The sequence below is a fragment of the Pseudomonas sp. Root562 genome, from assembly GCF_001427125.1.
Taxonomy (GTDB): Bacteria; Pseudomonadota; Gammaproteobacteria; order Pseudomonadales; family Pseudomonadaceae; genus Aquipseudomonas.
This window is the reverse complement of sequence record NZ_LMGK01000024.1, coordinates 280835-296997: the sequence shown is the minus strand read 5'-3', so window position 1 is coordinate 296997 and position 16163 is coordinate 280835. Positions and strand designations below refer to the sequence as shown.

Sequence of the window (16163 nt, the reverse complement as noted above, 5' to 3'; positions counted from 1 at the left end):
CAGTCAACAAAACGTCTGTAACGTGAAGTAAAACAGCGCATGCTGCAGAAAAGTGCTTCATTCAAGAAGCCGGGTTTGGTAATCAGGAGTTGTCGGATGGGGCACGCAAGTAGTCAGGCAGAGGCGACCGGGCATTCGGCGGCCAGGCCGATCGGCATGCTGGTCGCAGCAGTCGGGGTGGTTTACGGCGATATCGGCACCAGTCCGTTGTACACCCTCAAAGAAGTGTTCTCAGGCGCGTATGGTGTGCCAGTCAATCACGATGGCGTGTTAGGTATTCTGGCGCTGATTTTCTGGTCGTTGATCTGGGTCGTTTCGATCAAATACATGATGTTTGTCCTGCGCGCCGACAACCAGGGCGAAGGCGGGATCATGGCCCTGACCGCGCTGGCACGGCGAGCGGCGTCAGGGCATGCCAAGCTGCGTGGCCTTCTGGTGGTATGCGGGCTGATCGGTGCGGCGTTGTTCTATGGCGACAGCATGATCACCCCGGCCATCTCCGTATTGTCGGCAATCGAAGGCCTGGGATTGGCATTCGAGGGGATCGACCATTGGGTGGTGCCGTTGTCGTTGATCGTGCTGGTGGCGCTGTTCCTGATTCAGAGTCACGGCACCGCACGGATCGGCATTCTGTTCGGGCCGATCATGGTCACCTGGTTCCTGGTGCTGGGAGCGCTCGGTGTCTACGGCATCGTTCAGCACCCGGAAGTCCTGCAAGCGATGAACCCGGTTTGGGGTGTGCGTTTCTTCATCGTGCATCCGGGCATGGGCGTGGCGATTCTCGGCGCCGTGGTGCTGGCATTGACCGGTGCCGAAGCGCTCTACGCGGACATGGGCCACTTCGGTCGCAAGCCGATTGCCCGCGCCTGGTTCATCCTCGTGCTGCCGGCGTTGGTGCTCAACTATTTCGGCCAAGGCGCCTTGCTGCTGGGTGACCCGGAAGCCGCTCGCAACCCGTTCTACTTGCTGGCGCCAAGTTGGGCGTTGATCCCACTGGTCGGCCTGTCGACCCTGGCCACGGTGATTGCCTCGCAAGCGGTGATTTCCGGTGCGTTCTCCTTGACCCGTCAGGCGATCCAGCTCGGCTACATCCCGCGCATGCATATCCGGCACACCTCGAGCGCTGAACAGGGCCAGATCTACATCGGTGCAGTGAACTGGGCACTGATGGTCGGCGTGATTTTGCTGGTGATAGGTTTCGAATCCTCCGGCGCCCTGGCTTCCGCCTACGGTGTGGCGGTGACGGGCACCATGCTGATGACCACTATTCTGGTGTCGGCGGTGATCCTGCTGCTGTGGAAGTGGCCGCCGATCCTTGCGGTGCCGATCTTGCTTGGTTTCCTGTTGGTGGACGGTCTTTACTTCGCTGCCAACGTACCGAAAATCGTGCAGGGCGGGGCATTCCCCGTGATTGCCGGTCTCGCATTGTTTGTCCTCATGACCACTTGGAAGCGCGGCAAGCAGTTGCTGGTCGATCGCATTGATGAAGGTGGATTGCCGTTGCCGATCTTCATCAGCAGTATCGCCGTGCAGCCCCCGCATCGGGTCCAGGGTACCGCTGTGTTCCTCACCGCCCGGCCGGACGCCGTGCCTCACGCTCTGTTGCACAACCTTCTGCATAATCAGGTGCTGCACGAGCAAGTGGTGCTGTTGACGGTGGTGTACGAAGACATCCCGCGAGTGCCGCCGAGCCGGCGCTTCGAAGTCGATTCCTACGGCGAGGGTTTCTTCCGGGTAATCCTGCATTTTGGCTTCACCGATGAGCCGGACGTGCCGAAGGCGCTGAAACTGTGTCATCTCGATGAACTGGACTTCAGCCCTATGCGCACCACCTACTTCCTCAGCCGCGAAACCGTCATCGCTTCCAAGCTCGAAGGCATGGCCCGCTGGCGCGAGGCACTGTTCGCCTTCATGTTGCAGAACGCCAACGGCAACCTGCGCTTCTTCAATCTGCCGTTGAACCGGGTGATTGAGTTGGGGACACAGGTGGAGATGTAAGACTGCAAGATCAAAAAGCCCCCGTTGCCTTGCGGCAGCGGGGGCTTTTTATGACGTATCCAAAGGCAGCGATAAACCCTGTGGGAGCGGGCTTGCCCGCGATGGCAGCGTGTCAGTCGACAGAGATGTCGGACGTTATGCCCTTATCGCGGCAAGCCTGCTCCCACAGGGATTTGTGTCGAGTTCAAGTAACGGTCATGAAAAAGCCCCCGTAACCGAAACGCTGCGGGGGCTTTTTTGCAAACGCTGCTCAGATCACTCCTGAGCCTCGGTTTCCTGCGGCTGGCGTTTCTTGATCACCCCCACCAAACGCTGGGCCAGCGCCGGGTAGTTTTCGTCGAAGTGGTGGCCACCGGGCAATTTGATGACTTCGCCCACGGCGCTCTTGTCGGTGCAACCACTTTCATCGACTTCTTCTTCACCGTAGATGCACACCACTTTAGCGGCTGGCAACCTGGCCATTTCCGGACCGGTGGCGGCTTCCTTGCCGGCGTTGCCGAGCCAGCCTTCGACTTCGATTTCGAAGCTGCCGGTACGGGCGAAAGCCAGCAGGATGATTGCGTCGACGCGATTCTGTTCCGATTCGGCCAGGCGGTTGTAGATCGCTGGCAGCACGTCGGCACCGAACGAGTAACCGGTGAGAATGAAGCGCTTGGTGCCCCATTTCTGCCGGTAGTGCTGCATCAGTTCTGCCAGGTCCAGGGCGCTCTGTTCCGGACTCTTGTGCTGCCAGTAGTAACGCAAGGTGTCGATGCCGACCACCGGGTAACCGATCTTGGCCATTTCGCCGGCGACATCGCGGTCCAGATCGCGCCAGCCACCGTCACCGGAGAGGAACAGGGTGACCGTGTCCCGGGCCTGGCCTGCGGGCACTTCAACCACCGGAATCTGCAGGCCGCCTGCCGCTTTGTCGCCGCCGACGAGGATCTTGCGCAGTTCGTTGTTCAGCACTTGCGGCAGGTTGATGTCGTAGTCGCTGATGCTGGTTTCGGCGTTCGGCTGGTCACGCACGAAGCCGGCACTGGTGTCGTCCGGGTTGTCGTTCCATGCCACCAGCCAGTGGCCGTGGGCGGCGCTTTTGGGCAACAGGTGTGTGCAGCCACCGGGTTTTTCCAGGGCCAGATCCACGGAAACGGCCTGGGCCTTATCGTTCTTCTGTTCCGACAACCAGCGCCAGGCCAGCACGGCGCCCGGGCCGATGCCGCTGACCAGCGTGGCCGGCCCCTGCAGTTCACGCAGGCCCGCTTGCAAGGCGCGGCTTTGCAGCAGGCAATCCTTGGGCAGAATCACCTGAACGATCTGCGCCGAGGCGCTGCGGCTCAGGGTGGTCAGTTGCTTGTCATTGAGTTTCTGATCATCGTTGACCGCCACCAATACCTGGGCCTTCGGCGTGGTGCCGGGAATGACGCGGGTCATGGCTGCGCCATCGGCCGGTGTGAGCTGTTCGAGGGTCGGTTCTGGTGCCGGGCGTTTGAGGTACCAGAAACCGCCGCCGAGAATCACGGCCAGCACGATCAGTGCGGCCAGGATGTATTTCAGGGAGCGTTGAATCATCAGCGTTTCACCAATCCAGTCAAGCCGCCCGCGATCAGGGCAGCAGTGTCGGCCAGCGCAACCAGCGGATCGAGTCCGGCGGGCACGGCCATATAACGGGGTTCCCAGTCAGGCTGGAACTTGTCTTTAAAGCGGCGCAAGCCTTGGAAGTTGTAGAGCTGCTCACCACGGCGGAATACCATCGAGCCCAAGCGCTGTGTCAACGGTGCGCCGCGACGGGGTTGCAACCCCGACAATGGCACCATGCCCAGGCTGAAGCGCGCGTATCCATGATTTTTATAATGTTGAATCAGGCCGACCATCATGAACTCCATGGTCAGCTTGGGAGCGTCCGGGTGCGCGCGCATCAGGTCGAGGCTGGCCAGATCGTGGCTGTAGGTCTCGAGCAGGTTGGCGAATGCCACCGGGCGCCCCTCGAAACGGATCACCGCAATACGGAAATGCTTGAGGTAGTCATCGCTGAACCGCCCCAGGGAGAAGCCTTTCTCACGCACGTTCTTGCCAGTCAGCCAGGCATCGGAAATCACCTTGAGCTCATCCATCGGCGCCTGGCCCGGTTCGTGGATTTCCAGCGACAAGCCATCGCGGGTGCCACGGTTCCAGGTGTAGCGCAGGTCCTTCATCTCCTTGCCCTTGGCTTCGAGATCAAAACGCTTGAGATCGACCCGGGCTTCTTCACCGAGCTTGATCGCGGTCAGGCCGATGTCCATGTAGTACGGCAGGTTCTCCGCGCGCACTTGATAGAACACCGGACGGGCGTGGTGGATGTCACACAGGTCACGGAACTGCCAGATCATTTCCGCTCGTTGCTGGGCAGGGCCAATCGGGTCATACAATGCCACAAGGCTGCGGCCACGACGGGCATACATCAGGAACGCCTCGTCGTTGGGGTGGAACAGCAGCGCCTTGTCGCCGGTGAGGGCCAGGCCGCCGTCCGGTTGCGCCGAGGCCATGAGGATCTTGCTGGCGCGCTCCAGTTCATCGGGCGTCGGCAGATGAATCACCGGGCGGGCCGTGCGCAGCAGCCAGGTCAGGGATACCACCACCAGCAGCACCGCGGCGCCGAGCAGCGAGCGCAAGCCACGGGGAGCATCGGCGTCCAGGGTGAACTGCCACCACAGCTGATGGCTGTAGGGAACGTCCTGATAGGCGAACAGCAGCAGCCACATCGAAGCACCGAGTACGCACAGGCTGGCCACCAGGTACAACGGCGAAAACGGCAGTTCGGTCAGACGGCTCGGACGGTAGAACGAGCGGCGGAAAACCCCGAGCAGGCTCGCGGTCAAGACCATCAGGCTGGCTTCTTCCCAGTCGAAACCCTTGAGTAGAGAGAGCAGGGCGCCGACCAGCAGCAGAATGGTGGTGAGCATCCACGCTGCCGACAGTCGCCGACGCAAACCCTGGGCGAGCAGCAGGCACAACACGCCGATCAGGCTGGCGCCCAAGTGCGAGGCGTCGACCAGTCGATGCGGAATCAGAAAGCCGATGTGTTCCAGGCGGGTGTCGATTTCCGGCGTTGCTCCGGAAAACAACAGCACTACCCCGGAAAGAAACACCAGCACCGCGAGAATCGGCGCTGCCAGGCCAGACGCGGCACGCAGCGTCTGACGGGTCTGGAACAGGCGCTGCCCTTCGTTGATCAACAGCAGCAGGCAAGCCACCAGCATCGGCAGCACCACGTAGATCAAGCGATAAAGCAGCAGGGCGGCGGCCAGTGGCGCGGCGCCGAGCTTGTCGGAAAAGGCCGCGAGCAAGATCGCCTCGAACACCCCGACGCCGCCGGGCACATGACTGAGCACGCCCGCCGCCAGCGCCAGGAGGTACACCAGCAGGAATGCGCCGAAGGGCGGAGCTTCGGGCAGCAGGAGATACAGCACGGTCGCGGCGGCGGCCACGTCCAGAGCGGTGATGAGCAGTTGCAGGAACGTCAGGCGGCGCCCGGGCAAGCGCAAGGTGCGACGACCAATCTTGACCAGCAGGTTATCGGCGTAGGGTTGTTCCGGCAGGCGGCGACGGTACAGTCCGACGGCCAGCACGCTGAACAACAGCAGTACGCCGGCAGCGATGGCACCGAGCAAGATCTCTGAGAGCCCCAGGGCCGCAGAGGCCGCGGGCAGATTGCTGAGTGTCGCCAGTGCCGCCAGTGGCGGCAGGGCGCAACCGAGCGACAGGCTGGCAAACAGCGTCATGTGCGCAACCTCAGAAGCCCCCAGGCCATGACGCGCATATAAACGGTAGCGAACCGAGCCACCCGACAGCATCGACAGGCCGATGGCATTGCCAATGGCGAAAGCGCTGAAACCGCCCAGGGCCACGGTGCGCGCGGGCAGGCTCACACCGGCATAGCGACTGGCTGACCATTCATAGCCCAGCAATAGGATGAAGCCTGCCACGGTCGCGCCCAGTGCACCGAGCAATGCCGGTTTTGGAACCTCGAGAATCGAGTCGTGCAGAGCGTCCAGGTCAAGTTCGCTCAGCAGGTGACGACAGGCAATCAGCGCGATCGCGAACAACAGCAACGTGACCGCAAGACCTATGGGCTGACGGTATTTACTGACGCGATCAAGCAAGCGCAGTCGCTCGGCTTTGATCGGTTGTGTCGCTGTGACGGTGTCTTGTGAATCAGACGAGTTGGCGCGCATCAATCACCTCTTGGATTGTGCGCGACAGGATGGAGGTATCCAGCCAAGTTACCAATCCCTGTAGAAAAAAATAATTACAAATATTAACGCCTCGCACCGGGCGATGGTGCGAGCGCGATTTCACTCGTAGAGGGTTCAGTCTGCGATAGAGCATAGTCCGGACTCGGCGCATGGGTGATCCCCAATGGCTGGCGACACAGTGACAGATCATTGTTGCGAAAGGACTTTTTCAACAGATACAAAAAAGGCCACTCTTTCGAGTAGCCTTTTTTGATGTTTGGTTGCGGGAGCCGGATTTGAACCGACGACCTTCGGGTTATGAGCCCGACGAGCTACCAGACTGCTCCATCCCGCGTCTGTGTGGCGGCATTCTATAGAGTATCGGCGAGGGTTTTGATGTTTGGTTGCGGGAGCCGGATTTGAACCGACGACCTTCGGGTTATGAGCCCGACGAGCTACCAGACTGCTCCATCCCGCGTCTGTGTGGCGGCATTCTATAGAGTATCGGCGAGGTGTCAACCGTTAATCCCGGGAAGGGTCAAATAAACGTAGAAGAGCGGCAAACGGTCGCAGGTGCGGCTTAAGTTGCAGAATCGCAACGATTTCCCATTTGAATGCCTTGAGCATCAATAGAAGCTCTGCCGAATAAAAAACAGGCGCGCACAAAAAAGGCCACTCTTTCGAGCAGCCTTTTTTGATGTTTGGTTGCGGGAGCCGGATTTGAACCGACGACCTTCGGGTTATGAGCCCGACGAGCTACCAGACTGCTCCATCCCGCGTCTGTCCAGCCTTTTTTGATGTTTGGTTGCGGGAGCCGGATTTGAACCGACGACCTTCGGGTTATGAGCCCGACGAGCTACCAGACTGCTCCATCCCGCGTCTGTGTGGCGCATTCTATAGAGAATGGCCGGGGTGTCAACCCGTAGGATCGATAAAATCCGTTTTGCTTCAACTGCTTAGGTATTAAAGGAGACTCTGGATCGGGCTGCAGCCCAAGCCTGGCAAGGGTTCCGGCTCTATTGGTCGAGGCGTTTCGATTGAGAAAATAAATTCACCAAAGGTTTTTCCTACAGCTGCGTGAGAACATTCAGTACTACTGGTGCTATATACAGGTGTCGATGAGATACTGCCTGTCCTACACCGTGTGTCTCCCATTCTTCATCACGAACACCGCGTTGATATGACCCAGCGAAAAATCATCCACGTCGATTGTGACTGTTTCTACGCCGCCATCGAGATGCGTGATGACCCGCGCCTGGCCGGCAAGCCGCTGGCGGTGGGAGGCTCGGCGGATCGGCGTGGCGTGATCGCCACCTGCAATTACGAGGCGCGGGCCTACGGTGTGCGCTCGGCCATGTCTTCCGGGCATGCATTGAAGCTGTGTCCGGACCTGACCATCGTCAAGCCGCGTATGGACGCCTATAGAGAAGCATCGAAGGAAATTCATACGATTTTCCGCGATTACACCGAGATCATCGAGCCGCTTTCTCTGGATGAGGCTTACCTCGACGTATCGGACAGTGCTCATTTCGGCGGGAGTGCCACGCGAATCGCCCAGGATATCCGTCGTCGCGTTTCCAATCAGCTGCACATAACGGTGTCAGCAGGGGTGGCGCCGAACAAGTTTCTTGCCAAGATCGCCAGTGACTGGAAGAAACCCAATGGTTTGTTTGTCATCACGCCGGATCAGGTCGAAGACTTTGTCAGTGGATTACCGGTCAGCAAACTGCATGGGGTCGGCAAAGTCACCGCCGAGCGGTTGGGCAAGCTCGGCATCATCGATTGCTCACACTTGCGCGAGTGGGACAAGTTGGCGCTGGTGCGTGAATTCGGCAGCTTTGGTGAGCGACTCTGGAGCCTGGCGCGTGGGATCGATGATCGCCAGGTGCATAACGATAGCCGTCGGCAATCCATCAGTGTCGAAAATACCTACGATGTTGATCTGCCGGATTTGCGCAGTTGCCTGGACAAGCTGCCGGAGTTGTTGGAAACCCTCAAAACCCGAATGGCGCGAATCGACAGCAGCTATCGGCCGGGCAAGCCGTTCGTCAAAGTGAAGTTTCACGACTTCACGCAGACCACGCTGGAACAGGCCGGGGCAGGGCGGGATCTGGGGAGTTATCAGCTGTTATTGACCCAGGCGTTCAATCGCGGCGGTAAACCCGTGCGGTTGTTGGGAGTGGGGGTCAGGCTGGAGGACTTGCGGGGCGGGTTTGAGCAGATGGAGTTGTTTGAACGTTAGATTTTTCGGTGATTTTCAGGGCCTCATCGCGGGCAAGCCTTGCTCCTACAGGATTCGAGTCGATCAAAATATCGGCGACGACATAAATCCTGTAGGAGCAAGGCTTGCCCGCGATTCTTTCAGGCCTTAATTCGGCCCCGGATCCGCAACCAGCCGCCCGGCATCCTTGGTCAGCGACTTCAGAAATTCTGTCTGCAACTCTGGGTCGTTGCGCGTCAGTTCAATCAGGCTCTGTTCCAGCTCGCTGGCCTCTTCCTCCAGGCCCAATTCCGACAGGCGCTTGACCCGGTGTACCCACTGGCTTACTTCGTCGTCTTCGAGGTCGTCGTAAATCAACCCGTGGGCTTCGAGCAGCTTGCCACGCAAGGTATTGCTGAGGGCGAGGGACGAGTCGGTATGCACGTCGTCCTTGGCGTCCTCGACATTGATCTGCAGCTTGCTCAGATGATTGAGGTCATGTTCGGCGAACGGGCTGTCCAACAGGTTCAGACGCAATACGCCGTTTTTGTCGGTGCTCAGCTCGAAGGTTTCCTTGCCGGCCTTGACCTGCACTGGACGCTCGCTCCATGGCAGGCTCGAGTACTCCGTGCGCTTGTCGAGCTGGACCTCATCGATCCCGGCCAGGTTCTGTTGCGCACGACCATTGGATTGCGTGTTCATGAACGGGTTGAGTCCGGCAAAGCCGTAACTGAACCAGTCCTTGGTCACGCTATCCGGAAGGTTGCCCAGGGCAAACACATTGACCACGTTCGCACCGACGCCACCGACCACCGCTACAGCGCCCAGCGGGATCTCGTAGATTTCCCGCCAGGGTTGGTACGGCGTGTAGCGATCGTAATGGCGCGTGACCTCGAACTCGGTGACTTCGAAGGTCTTTTGCTCGTGGATTTTCACCCGGCGCTGCGGCAGCTCAAGCACCTTGGGCTCACCGACATCGATCTGCAGGCTGTGATCGAGCAATTTGCGCTCGACACGTTCCTCGTGCTCGCTGCGTTGTGACATGTGGTTGGCACAGCCGCTGACCAGCAGGGCGCCGCACAGGGCGGCACCACCGAGGCCTAAGGTGTTTCGCTTGAACATGACGTCTCTATCTGGTTTCAGCGGCGGATACGGGCCTGAAGGAAAGGCAGTACGTCGGCGACCGGCAGCGCTTGCGGCTCGGCCTCGGTACGGCTCTTGTATTCCAGGTTGCCTTCGGCGAGGCCGCGGTCGCTGACCACGATCCGGTGAGGAATGCCGATCAGCTCCATGTCTGCGAACTTGATGCCCGGGCTGGTTTTCTTGTCGCGGTCGTCCAGCAGCACTTCGAAGCCGGCGGCAGTCAGTTCTGCATACAGCTTGTCGGTGGCTTCGCGAACCAGGTCGGTTTCATAGCGCAACGGCACCAGGGCGATCTGGAAAGGCGCTAGCGCGTCGCTCCAGATGATGCCTTTGTCGTCGTTGTTCTGTTCGATGGCAGCCGCCACCACGCGTGAAACGCCAATGCCGTAGCAGCCCATTTCCAGGGTCACCGGCTTGCCGTTCTCGCCCAGTACTTCGCACTTCATCGCCTTGCTGTACTTGTTGCCCAGCTGGAAGATGTGCCCGACTTCGATGCCGCGCTTGATTTCCAGGGTGCCTTTGCCGTCAGGGCTTGGGTCGCCGGAAACCACGTTACGCAGGTCGGCAACGGTTGGAACCGGCAAGTCGCGCTCCCAGTTCACGCCGAAGTAGTGCTTGTCGTCGATGTTCGCACCGATGCCGAAATCGCTCATCAGTTCGACCGAACGGTCGATGATGATCGGCAGTGGCAGGTTCAACGGGCCGAGAGAACCGGCACCCGCGCCGATGGCGTCGCGCAGTTCGCTTTCCGAGGCCATGACCAGCGGGCTGGCGACGCCAGGTTGGTTGGCGGCCTTGATTTCGTTCAGCTCGTGATCGCCACGGATGATCAAGGCAATCAGCTTGCCTGGCTCTTCGGCGTGAACCACGAGGGTCTTGATGGTTTTCTCGATCGGCAGGTTGAAGCCTTCGACCAGTTGCGCAATGGTCTTGGCGTTCGGTGTGTCGACCAGACGCAGTTCTTCGGTCGGTGCGGCACGCGAAGTTTCGCGCGGCACGGCTTCGGCTTTCTCGATGTTCGCCGCGTAGTCGGAACCGTTGCTGAAAACGATGTCGTCTTCGCCGGACTCAGCCAGCACGTGGAACTCGTGGGAACCGGCGCCACCGATGGAGCCGTTGTCGGCTTCTACAGGGCGAAACTTCAGGCCCAGACGGGTAAACACGTTGCAGTACGCCTGGTGCATGCGGTCGTAGGTGACCTGCAGCGACGGCTGGTCAGCGTGGAACGAATAGGCGTCCTTCATGATGAATTCACGGCCGCGCATCAAACCGAAGCGTGGGCGGATTTCGTCACGGAATTTGGTCTGGATCTGGTACAGGTTGATCGGCAGCTGCTTGTAGCTGCTCAACTCGTTGCGCATCAGATCGGTGATCACTTCTTCGTGGGTCGGGCCGGCGCAGAAATCGCGACCGTGGCGATCCTTGAAGCGCAGCAATTCAGGGCCGTACTCTTCCCAGCGACCGGATTCCTGCCACAGTTCAGCCGGTTGCGTGCTCGGCATCAACACTTCGAGCGAGCCGGCGGCGTTCATTTCTTCACGAACGACGGCTTCGACCTTGCGCATCACTCGCAAGCCCATCGGCAGCCAGGTGTACAGGCCCGAGGCAAGTTTGCGGATCATGCCGGCGCGCAGCATCAGCTGGTGGCTGATCACGACCGCGTCGGAAGGCGTTTCTTTCTGTGTGGCGAGCAAAAATTGACTGGTGCGCATGGTTGGCCGTTATCGATTGCTGATGACGAGAAATGACGGAGCATTGTACGGGCGAGATCCGCTGTCGTACAGGCGTGCGGTCGGCGGTGTGGCGGGAGGGCGGGAATCGCTGCGCCCTCCAGGTTGTTTCCTGCAGATTCTTCCTACGATTCTTCCGCTACCTGCGTCGGTACGGGTTCCGGTGTGGGGGTCGGACCCTCGCGGCGACTTTCCTGGAACCAGTGCAAGGCGATCAGCAGCAGCGTCGGAACACCCAGCAGGGCAGTGATCAGGAAGAAATTGTGGTAGCCGAATTTTTCCACCATGACCCCGGAGTAACCGCCGATCAGGCGCGGCAGCAAGAGCATGATCGAGCTGAGCAGGGCGTATTGGGTGGCGGAGAATTTGAGGTTGGTCAGGCTCGACAGATAGGCCACGAATGCCGAGGTCGCAAGGCCGGAACTGAAGTTGTCCAGTGAAATGGTCAATACCAGCATGTTCAGGTTGGCACCCATGTCGGCGAGCATCAGGAACAGGATGTTGGTCCCAGCGGAGGCCACGCCGCCGATGAACAGGATCGGCAGGATGCCGAAACGCACGATCAGCAGGCCACCCATGCCGGCACCCACCAGGGTCATGATCAGGCCAAAGATCTTGCTGACGCTGGCGATCTGGTCTTTGGTGAAACCCTGGTCGATATAGAACACGTTGGCCATCACGCCCATGACCGTGTCGGACATCCGGTAAGTGGCGATCAGGCCAAGCAGCAGCAGCGCTTGCCAGCGATAGCGAAGAATGAAGTCGTTGACCGGAGTCAGCACCGGCGCCAGCCCGCGACGGCCCATGGCTGACAGGCACAGGGCGGTGAGCGTGGTGTAGAGGATTGCCCGCAGGAAGGCGCGGTCCTGGAGCAGCAGGTCAAGCGGGCTCACACCTTCGAACAGCACGCTGGCGAAGTCGGTGTTGTAGAGCTGGGTGAACATGGCCGGCACGGAAACCAGCAGTACGATCAGAACGAACACCGAGGCCAATTGATGCACGAAACTGTAGCGTCCGGCCTGCAATTGCGTGCGCAGCGGCACGGGCGGTTCGCGCATGAACAACGAGGTCAGCAGCGCCGGAACCATCAAGGCGCCGAACAGCAGGTACGTGCCGGCCCAGGCGGAGTGCTTGTAGTTGAAGCCGGTGGAGCCGAAACCTTCGGCGAAGAACAGCGCGCCGGCCGTGGCCAGCAGCGCCGCGATTCGATAACCGGACATGTAGCTGGCGGCCAGGGCAGCCTGGCGATTGTCTTCGGCGATTTCCAGGCGATAGGCGTCAACCGCAATATCCTGCGTCGCCGAGGCGAACGCGACCACTACAGCGATGGCGATCAGCCAGGACAAATGTTTTTGCGGGTCGCAAAAGCCCATGCCGACCAGGCCGAGGATCACCAGTGCCTGGGAAAGCACCAGCCAGGAACGTCGACGACCGAGCTTGCCGAGCAAGGGCAGGCGCCATTGGTCGAGCAAGGGCGACCAGACCCATTTGAAGGCGTAGGCCAGGCCGATCAGGCTGGCGTAGCCGATGGTCTCGCGCGCCACGCCGGCTTCACGCAGCCAGACGGAAAGCGTCGAGAACACCAGCATGTAGGGCAGGCCGGCGGCGAAACCCAGCAATAGCAGTACAAGCGTCGAGGGGCTGGCATAGGCAGCGAGCGCGGCGCGCCAGGTTTTACGGGGCATGGGCTGGAGTCTGCCTCAAGAAATACGGAAACAAAGCGCGCACTCTAACCGCTGTGCTCTACCGGGCGCCACCCATGGCGCTGAATATCAACACGATTATTCAGGATACTGATGCCCTCCATGCGCAATCGCGCGCGTTGTTCATCCCCCGACGGGCTGCCAACGGGGAGGCTGATGCGCCCTCCGGCGCCAAGTACGCGGTGCCAGGGTAGCTTGCTGTCTGCGGGCAGTTGGCTCAGGGTCCGTCCGACCCAGCGCGCGGCCCGGCCCAAACCGGCCAACTCCGCCAACTGACCGTAGCTCACCACTTTGCCTTCGGGCACTTGGGCCAGGGTCAGATAGAGCGCCGTGCGTCGGATTTGCGCTGCGCTTTCGGGTTCAGCTTCTGTTTCGGTCACGTGCGCAGTCCCTGAAAAAAATTACAGTACCGTCCGTAGAGTAAATCCTCGATCGCCAATTGAGAAATGAACTCAATAGAAATAGTCGGGTCAGTCCTTGCTAGGGCCTTATTCCTGCGGATAATGCCGACTTTTTTTCGCGAACCTGAGCCTGTATTTGCTTATGTTGTCCAGAACCCTGCTGTGCCTCGCTGTCGTCAGTGCCTCCACTCCTTTGCTCGCGGATACCGTCTGGTTGAAGAACGGTGACAAGTTGAGCGGCAAGATCATCCTGTTCGATGGCGGCAAGCTGCTGGTTCAGACCGAGTATGCCGGTGCCGTGCCGATCGACTGGAACAAGGTGAAAACCCTGGAGAGCGATCAACATCTGCTGGTCAAGCAGGATGCCTACACCGGGGAGGTGGCCAAGTCGTTGCACGCGGCGGAGGATGGCAAGGTAACTCTGGCCAACGGTGATGCGCCCAAGACGGTGGAGTTGGCGAGCATTCAGCAGATGCTCAAGCCCAAGCCTGTCGTCGAGGATCTGGTCTGGAAAGGCAACATTGATGCAGCTCTGGATTACCAGCGCGCCGACAAGGACACCGACGATTACGATGTCGACTTCAAGACATCCGCGCGTCATGGTCGCTGGCGCCACATTGCGGAAGGCGAGTACAACCGCGAGTTCCAGGACGATGTGGTGACTACGGACAACTGGCGGGCCGAGTACTCCCTCGACCGCTTCCTGACCGAAAAGTGGTTCTGGCAGGGTCGACTGGTCTATAAGCGGGACAAGGTTGAAGACCTGTCCCGTCAACGCACGGTCGGTACCGGTCCGGGTTACCAGTTCTGGGATAACGAGCTGGGGGCGTTCTCCCTCGGCTCGCTGATCAACCGCACGGATTATCAATTTGCCGACGGTAGTAAGGACAACTTTTATTCCGTGGCGATGAAGTGGGATTACAACCGCTACCTGATCGGCAAGAAAGTCGAGTTCTTCACCAATGGCGAGGTGGGCAAGCCACTGTCCGGCGTGGCCGAGTATGCGCTGGATGCCGAGATGGGCTTGCGCTACAAGGTGACCGACTGGGCTTCGCTCAATCTCAAGGCTGAACGCGACATCGTCGATGGTACGCAAGAAGCCGACCTGGACAAGACCCGGTACACCGCAGGATTTGGTGTGACCTGGTAAACCCGTTTCCACATCTATAACCCATTGCGGGCAAGCCTCGTTTCTACAGAGTCATTGGATATCTGCAGGAGCGAGGCTTGCCCGCGATGGCGTCAGCGCAATCAAAAGCTCTTGGCCGACAAAACACTCGCCCACAAAAAAGCCCCGCTTTTGAGGGCGGGGCCTTTTACTAAAGCAAGTACAAGTTAGATAACTTGAACTTCTTCAGCTTGCATGCCTTTCTGACCGCGGGTAGCGATGAAAGAAACCTGTTGGCCTTCTTTCAGGCTTTTGAAGCCGTCGGATTGGATAGCTTTGAAGTGAACGAACAGGTCGTCACCGGATTGTGGAGTGATGAAGCCGAAGCCTTTTTCATCGTTGAACCACTTAACGGTACCGGTTTGGCGATTAGACATGGTGTAACTCCTTGAACAAAGATAACTGCGACTCAGGAAGAACCCTGGCCGAGACTGAGTGCAAAGAGCAGGAAAAATTCTTGTAGATGGTTGGATCGAAATTCAACATATCGTGTAGAGATTCTCAGTGACACAAGCAGCACAGTGGCGCCACCTTAACCCTTTTTCCGAGACGTGCCAATGCTTCTTGCGAAGGTTTCTCGGTTTTCGTGATCGACGGTGCATCGTATTGCTTCGAAGGTCCGTAATTTCGGCAGGATCATCGAGAATTGCGCCCAGTGCTTTGAACCCGGCGGCGCGCCCCGGTAAGATGCCGGACAGATTTTTTCCACCTCGCTATTCAGGACACCGCCATGAGCATCAAATCGGACAAGTGGATTCGCCGCATGGCGCAAGAGCACGGCATGATCGAGCCGTTCGTAGAGCGCCAGATGCGTGGCAGCGACGATAGCCGTGTGATCTCCTACGGCGTGTCCAGCTACGGCTACGATGTGCGTTGCACCAATCATTTCAAGGTGTTCACCAACATCAACTCCGCCATCGTCGACCCGAAAAACTTCGATGCCGGCAGCTTCGTCGATATCCACAGCGACGTGTGCATCATCCCGCCGAACTCCTTTGCCCTGGCCAGCACCGTCGAGTACTTCCGCATCCCGCGCAATGTATTGACCATCTGCCTGGGTAAAAGCACCTACGCGCGTTGCGGCATCATCGTCAACGTCACGCCGCTGGAGCCGGAGTGGGAAGGCCACGTGACCCTGGAGTTTTCCAACACCACCAATCTGCCGGCGAAAATCTACGCCAACGAGGGCGTGGCGCAGATGCTGTTCCTCGAATCCGACGAAGAGTGCGAAGTGTCCTACAAGGACCGTGGCGGCAAGTATCAGGGCCAGCGTGGCGTGACCCTGCCACGAACCTGAGTCAACCGTCCGACAAACCGTGGGAATTCCTGAGCGAGCGTACACTCTATGGAGTGTACTTCCGATCCGCGCAAGGCAGATCGGGCCATCGCTCAGGAGTGCTTTATGAAGATCGACCCGCAAATAAGTGCCGAACTGGCAAGGCTCGAGCCCAATCAGGTTGGCGTTTTAGCCTGGTCCTTGCTGGCACACCCGACGATCAGCATGGCAGGGGGCATTCCCGGCCAGCCTGATCCTGATACCCCCAACGAACAACCTACCGAGCCAGGTGAGCCGACTCTTCCGGACGAACCGCCTCCCGCGCCTGTGGCCTGATCAACACCGGAC

At 59.3% G+C, this 16163-nt stretch carries 12 protein-coding genes and 4 tRNA genes; 5 read left to right on the top strand and 11 right to left on the bottom strand.

The features are described from left to right. The first annotated feature begins 96 nt into the window (after window positions 1-96). The gene (locus ASD60_RS22895) at window positions 97-1998 is read left to right on the top strand and encodes a potassium transporter Kup (RefSeq protein ID WP_056856158.1); all 1902 of its coding nucleotides are present in this window, start codon (window positions 97-99) and stop codon (window positions 1996-1998) included. Window positions 1999-2253: 255 nt separating this feature from the next. Here the strand turns inward: ASD60_RS22895 and ASD60_RS22890 are convergent, their stop codons facing one another. The 6 genes from ASD60_RS22890 to ASD60_RS22865 all read right to left on the bottom strand — a co-directional run bounded on the left by ASD60_RS22890 (window position 2254) and on the right by ASD60_RS22865 (window position 7073). Continuing rightward, a complete protein-coding gene (locus ASD60_RS22890; protein ID WP_056856157.1) occupies window positions 2254-3552 on the bottom strand; it encodes a virulence factor family protein in 1299 nt (432 codons plus the stop codon). Continuing rightward, entirely contained in the window at window positions 3552-6194 is a 2643-nt protein-coding gene (gene mprF / locus ASD60_RS22885) for a bifunctional lysylphosphatidylglycerol flippase/synthetase MprF (protein ID WP_056856156.1), read from the bottom strand. Before mprF ends, ASD60_RS22890 begins: the two co-directional genes overlap by 1 nt. Before the next feature lie 278 nt (window positions 6195-6472). After that, window positions 6473-6549 (bottom strand) — tRNA-Met (locus tag ASD60_RS22880). A gap of 46 nt (window positions 6550-6595) precedes the next feature. Further along, a tRNA-Met gene (locus ASD60_RS22875) sits at window positions 6596-6672 on the bottom strand. A 224-nt stretch (window positions 6673-6896) separates the two neighbouring features. Continuing rightward, window positions 6897-6973 (bottom strand) — tRNA-Met (locus tag ASD60_RS22870). A gap of 23 nt (window positions 6974-6996) precedes the next feature. After that, window positions 6997-7073 (bottom strand) — tRNA-Met (locus tag ASD60_RS22865). Between the two features lie 301 nt (window positions 7074-7374). Here ASD60_RS22865 and dinB point away from each other — a divergent pair. Continuing rightward, window positions 7375-8436 (top strand): DNA polymerase IV, encoded by a 1062-nt coding sequence (dinB, locus tag ASD60_RS22860; RefSeq protein ID WP_056856155.1) that lies wholly within the window; start codon window positions 7375-7377, stop codon window positions 8434-8436. Between the two features lie 126 nt (window positions 8437-8562). Here dinB and ASD60_RS22855 read toward each other — a convergent pair whose 3' ends face one another. The 4 genes from ASD60_RS22855 to ASD60_RS22840 all read right to left on the bottom strand — a co-directional run bounded on the left by ASD60_RS22855 (window position 8563) and on the right by ASD60_RS22840 (window position 13350). Further along, window positions 8563-9516: a hypothetical protein gene (locus tag ASD60_RS22855; protein ID WP_056856154.1), complete on the bottom strand. Its 954-nt coding sequence runs from the start codon at window positions 9514-9516 to the stop codon at window positions 8563-8565. Window positions 9517-9533: 17 nt separating this feature from the next. Further along, window positions 9534-11249, bottom strand: a complete 1716-nt coding sequence (locus ASD60_RS22850) for a proline--tRNA ligase (protein WP_056856153.1) — start codon at window positions 11247-11249, stop codon at window positions 9534-9536. Between the two features lie 143 nt (window positions 11250-11392). Continuing rightward, complete coding sequence (locus ASD60_RS22845; protein WP_056856152.1) at window positions 11393-12952, bottom strand: AmpG family muropeptide MFS transporter; 1560 nt, start codon at window positions 12950-12952, stop codon at window positions 11393-11395. A 44-nt stretch (window positions 12953-12996) separates the two neighbouring features. Then, on the bottom strand, window positions 12997-13350 hold the full coding sequence (locus ASD60_RS22840) for an MGMT family protein (RefSeq protein WP_056856151.1): 354 nt from the start codon (window positions 13348-13350) through the stop codon (window positions 12997-12999). A gap of 163 nt (window positions 13351-13513) precedes the next feature. Here ASD60_RS22840 and ASD60_RS22835 point away from each other — a divergent pair, with 163 nt between their 5' ends. Then, window positions 13514-14521: a DUF481 domain-containing protein gene (locus ASD60_RS22835; RefSeq protein ID WP_056856150.1), complete on the top strand. Its 1008-nt coding sequence runs from the start codon at window positions 13514-13516 to the stop codon at window positions 14519-14521. Between the two features lie 185 nt (window positions 14522-14706). Here ASD60_RS22835 and ASD60_RS22830 read toward each other — a convergent pair whose 3' ends face one another. Then, a complete protein-coding gene (locus ASD60_RS22830; RefSeq protein ID WP_002554837.1) occupies window positions 14707-14916 on the bottom strand; it encodes a cold-shock protein in 210 nt (69 codons plus the stop codon). Window positions 14917-15269: 353 nt separating this feature from the next. Between ASD60_RS22830 and dcd the strand changes: the two genes are divergently transcribed. Together dcd and ASD60_RS22820 are read left to right on the top strand one after the other, a co-directional pair. After that, entirely contained in the window at window positions 15270-15836 is a 567-nt protein-coding gene (gene dcd, locus ASD60_RS22825) for a dCTP deaminase (protein ID WP_007940589.1), read from the top strand. 105 nt (window positions 15837-15941) lie between these two features. Beyond that, window positions 15942-16151 (top strand): hypothetical protein, encoded by a 210-nt coding sequence (locus tag ASD60_RS22820; protein ID WP_056856149.1) that lies wholly within the window; start codon window positions 15942-15944, stop codon window positions 16149-16151. Window positions 16152-16163: the final 12 nt, after the last annotated feature.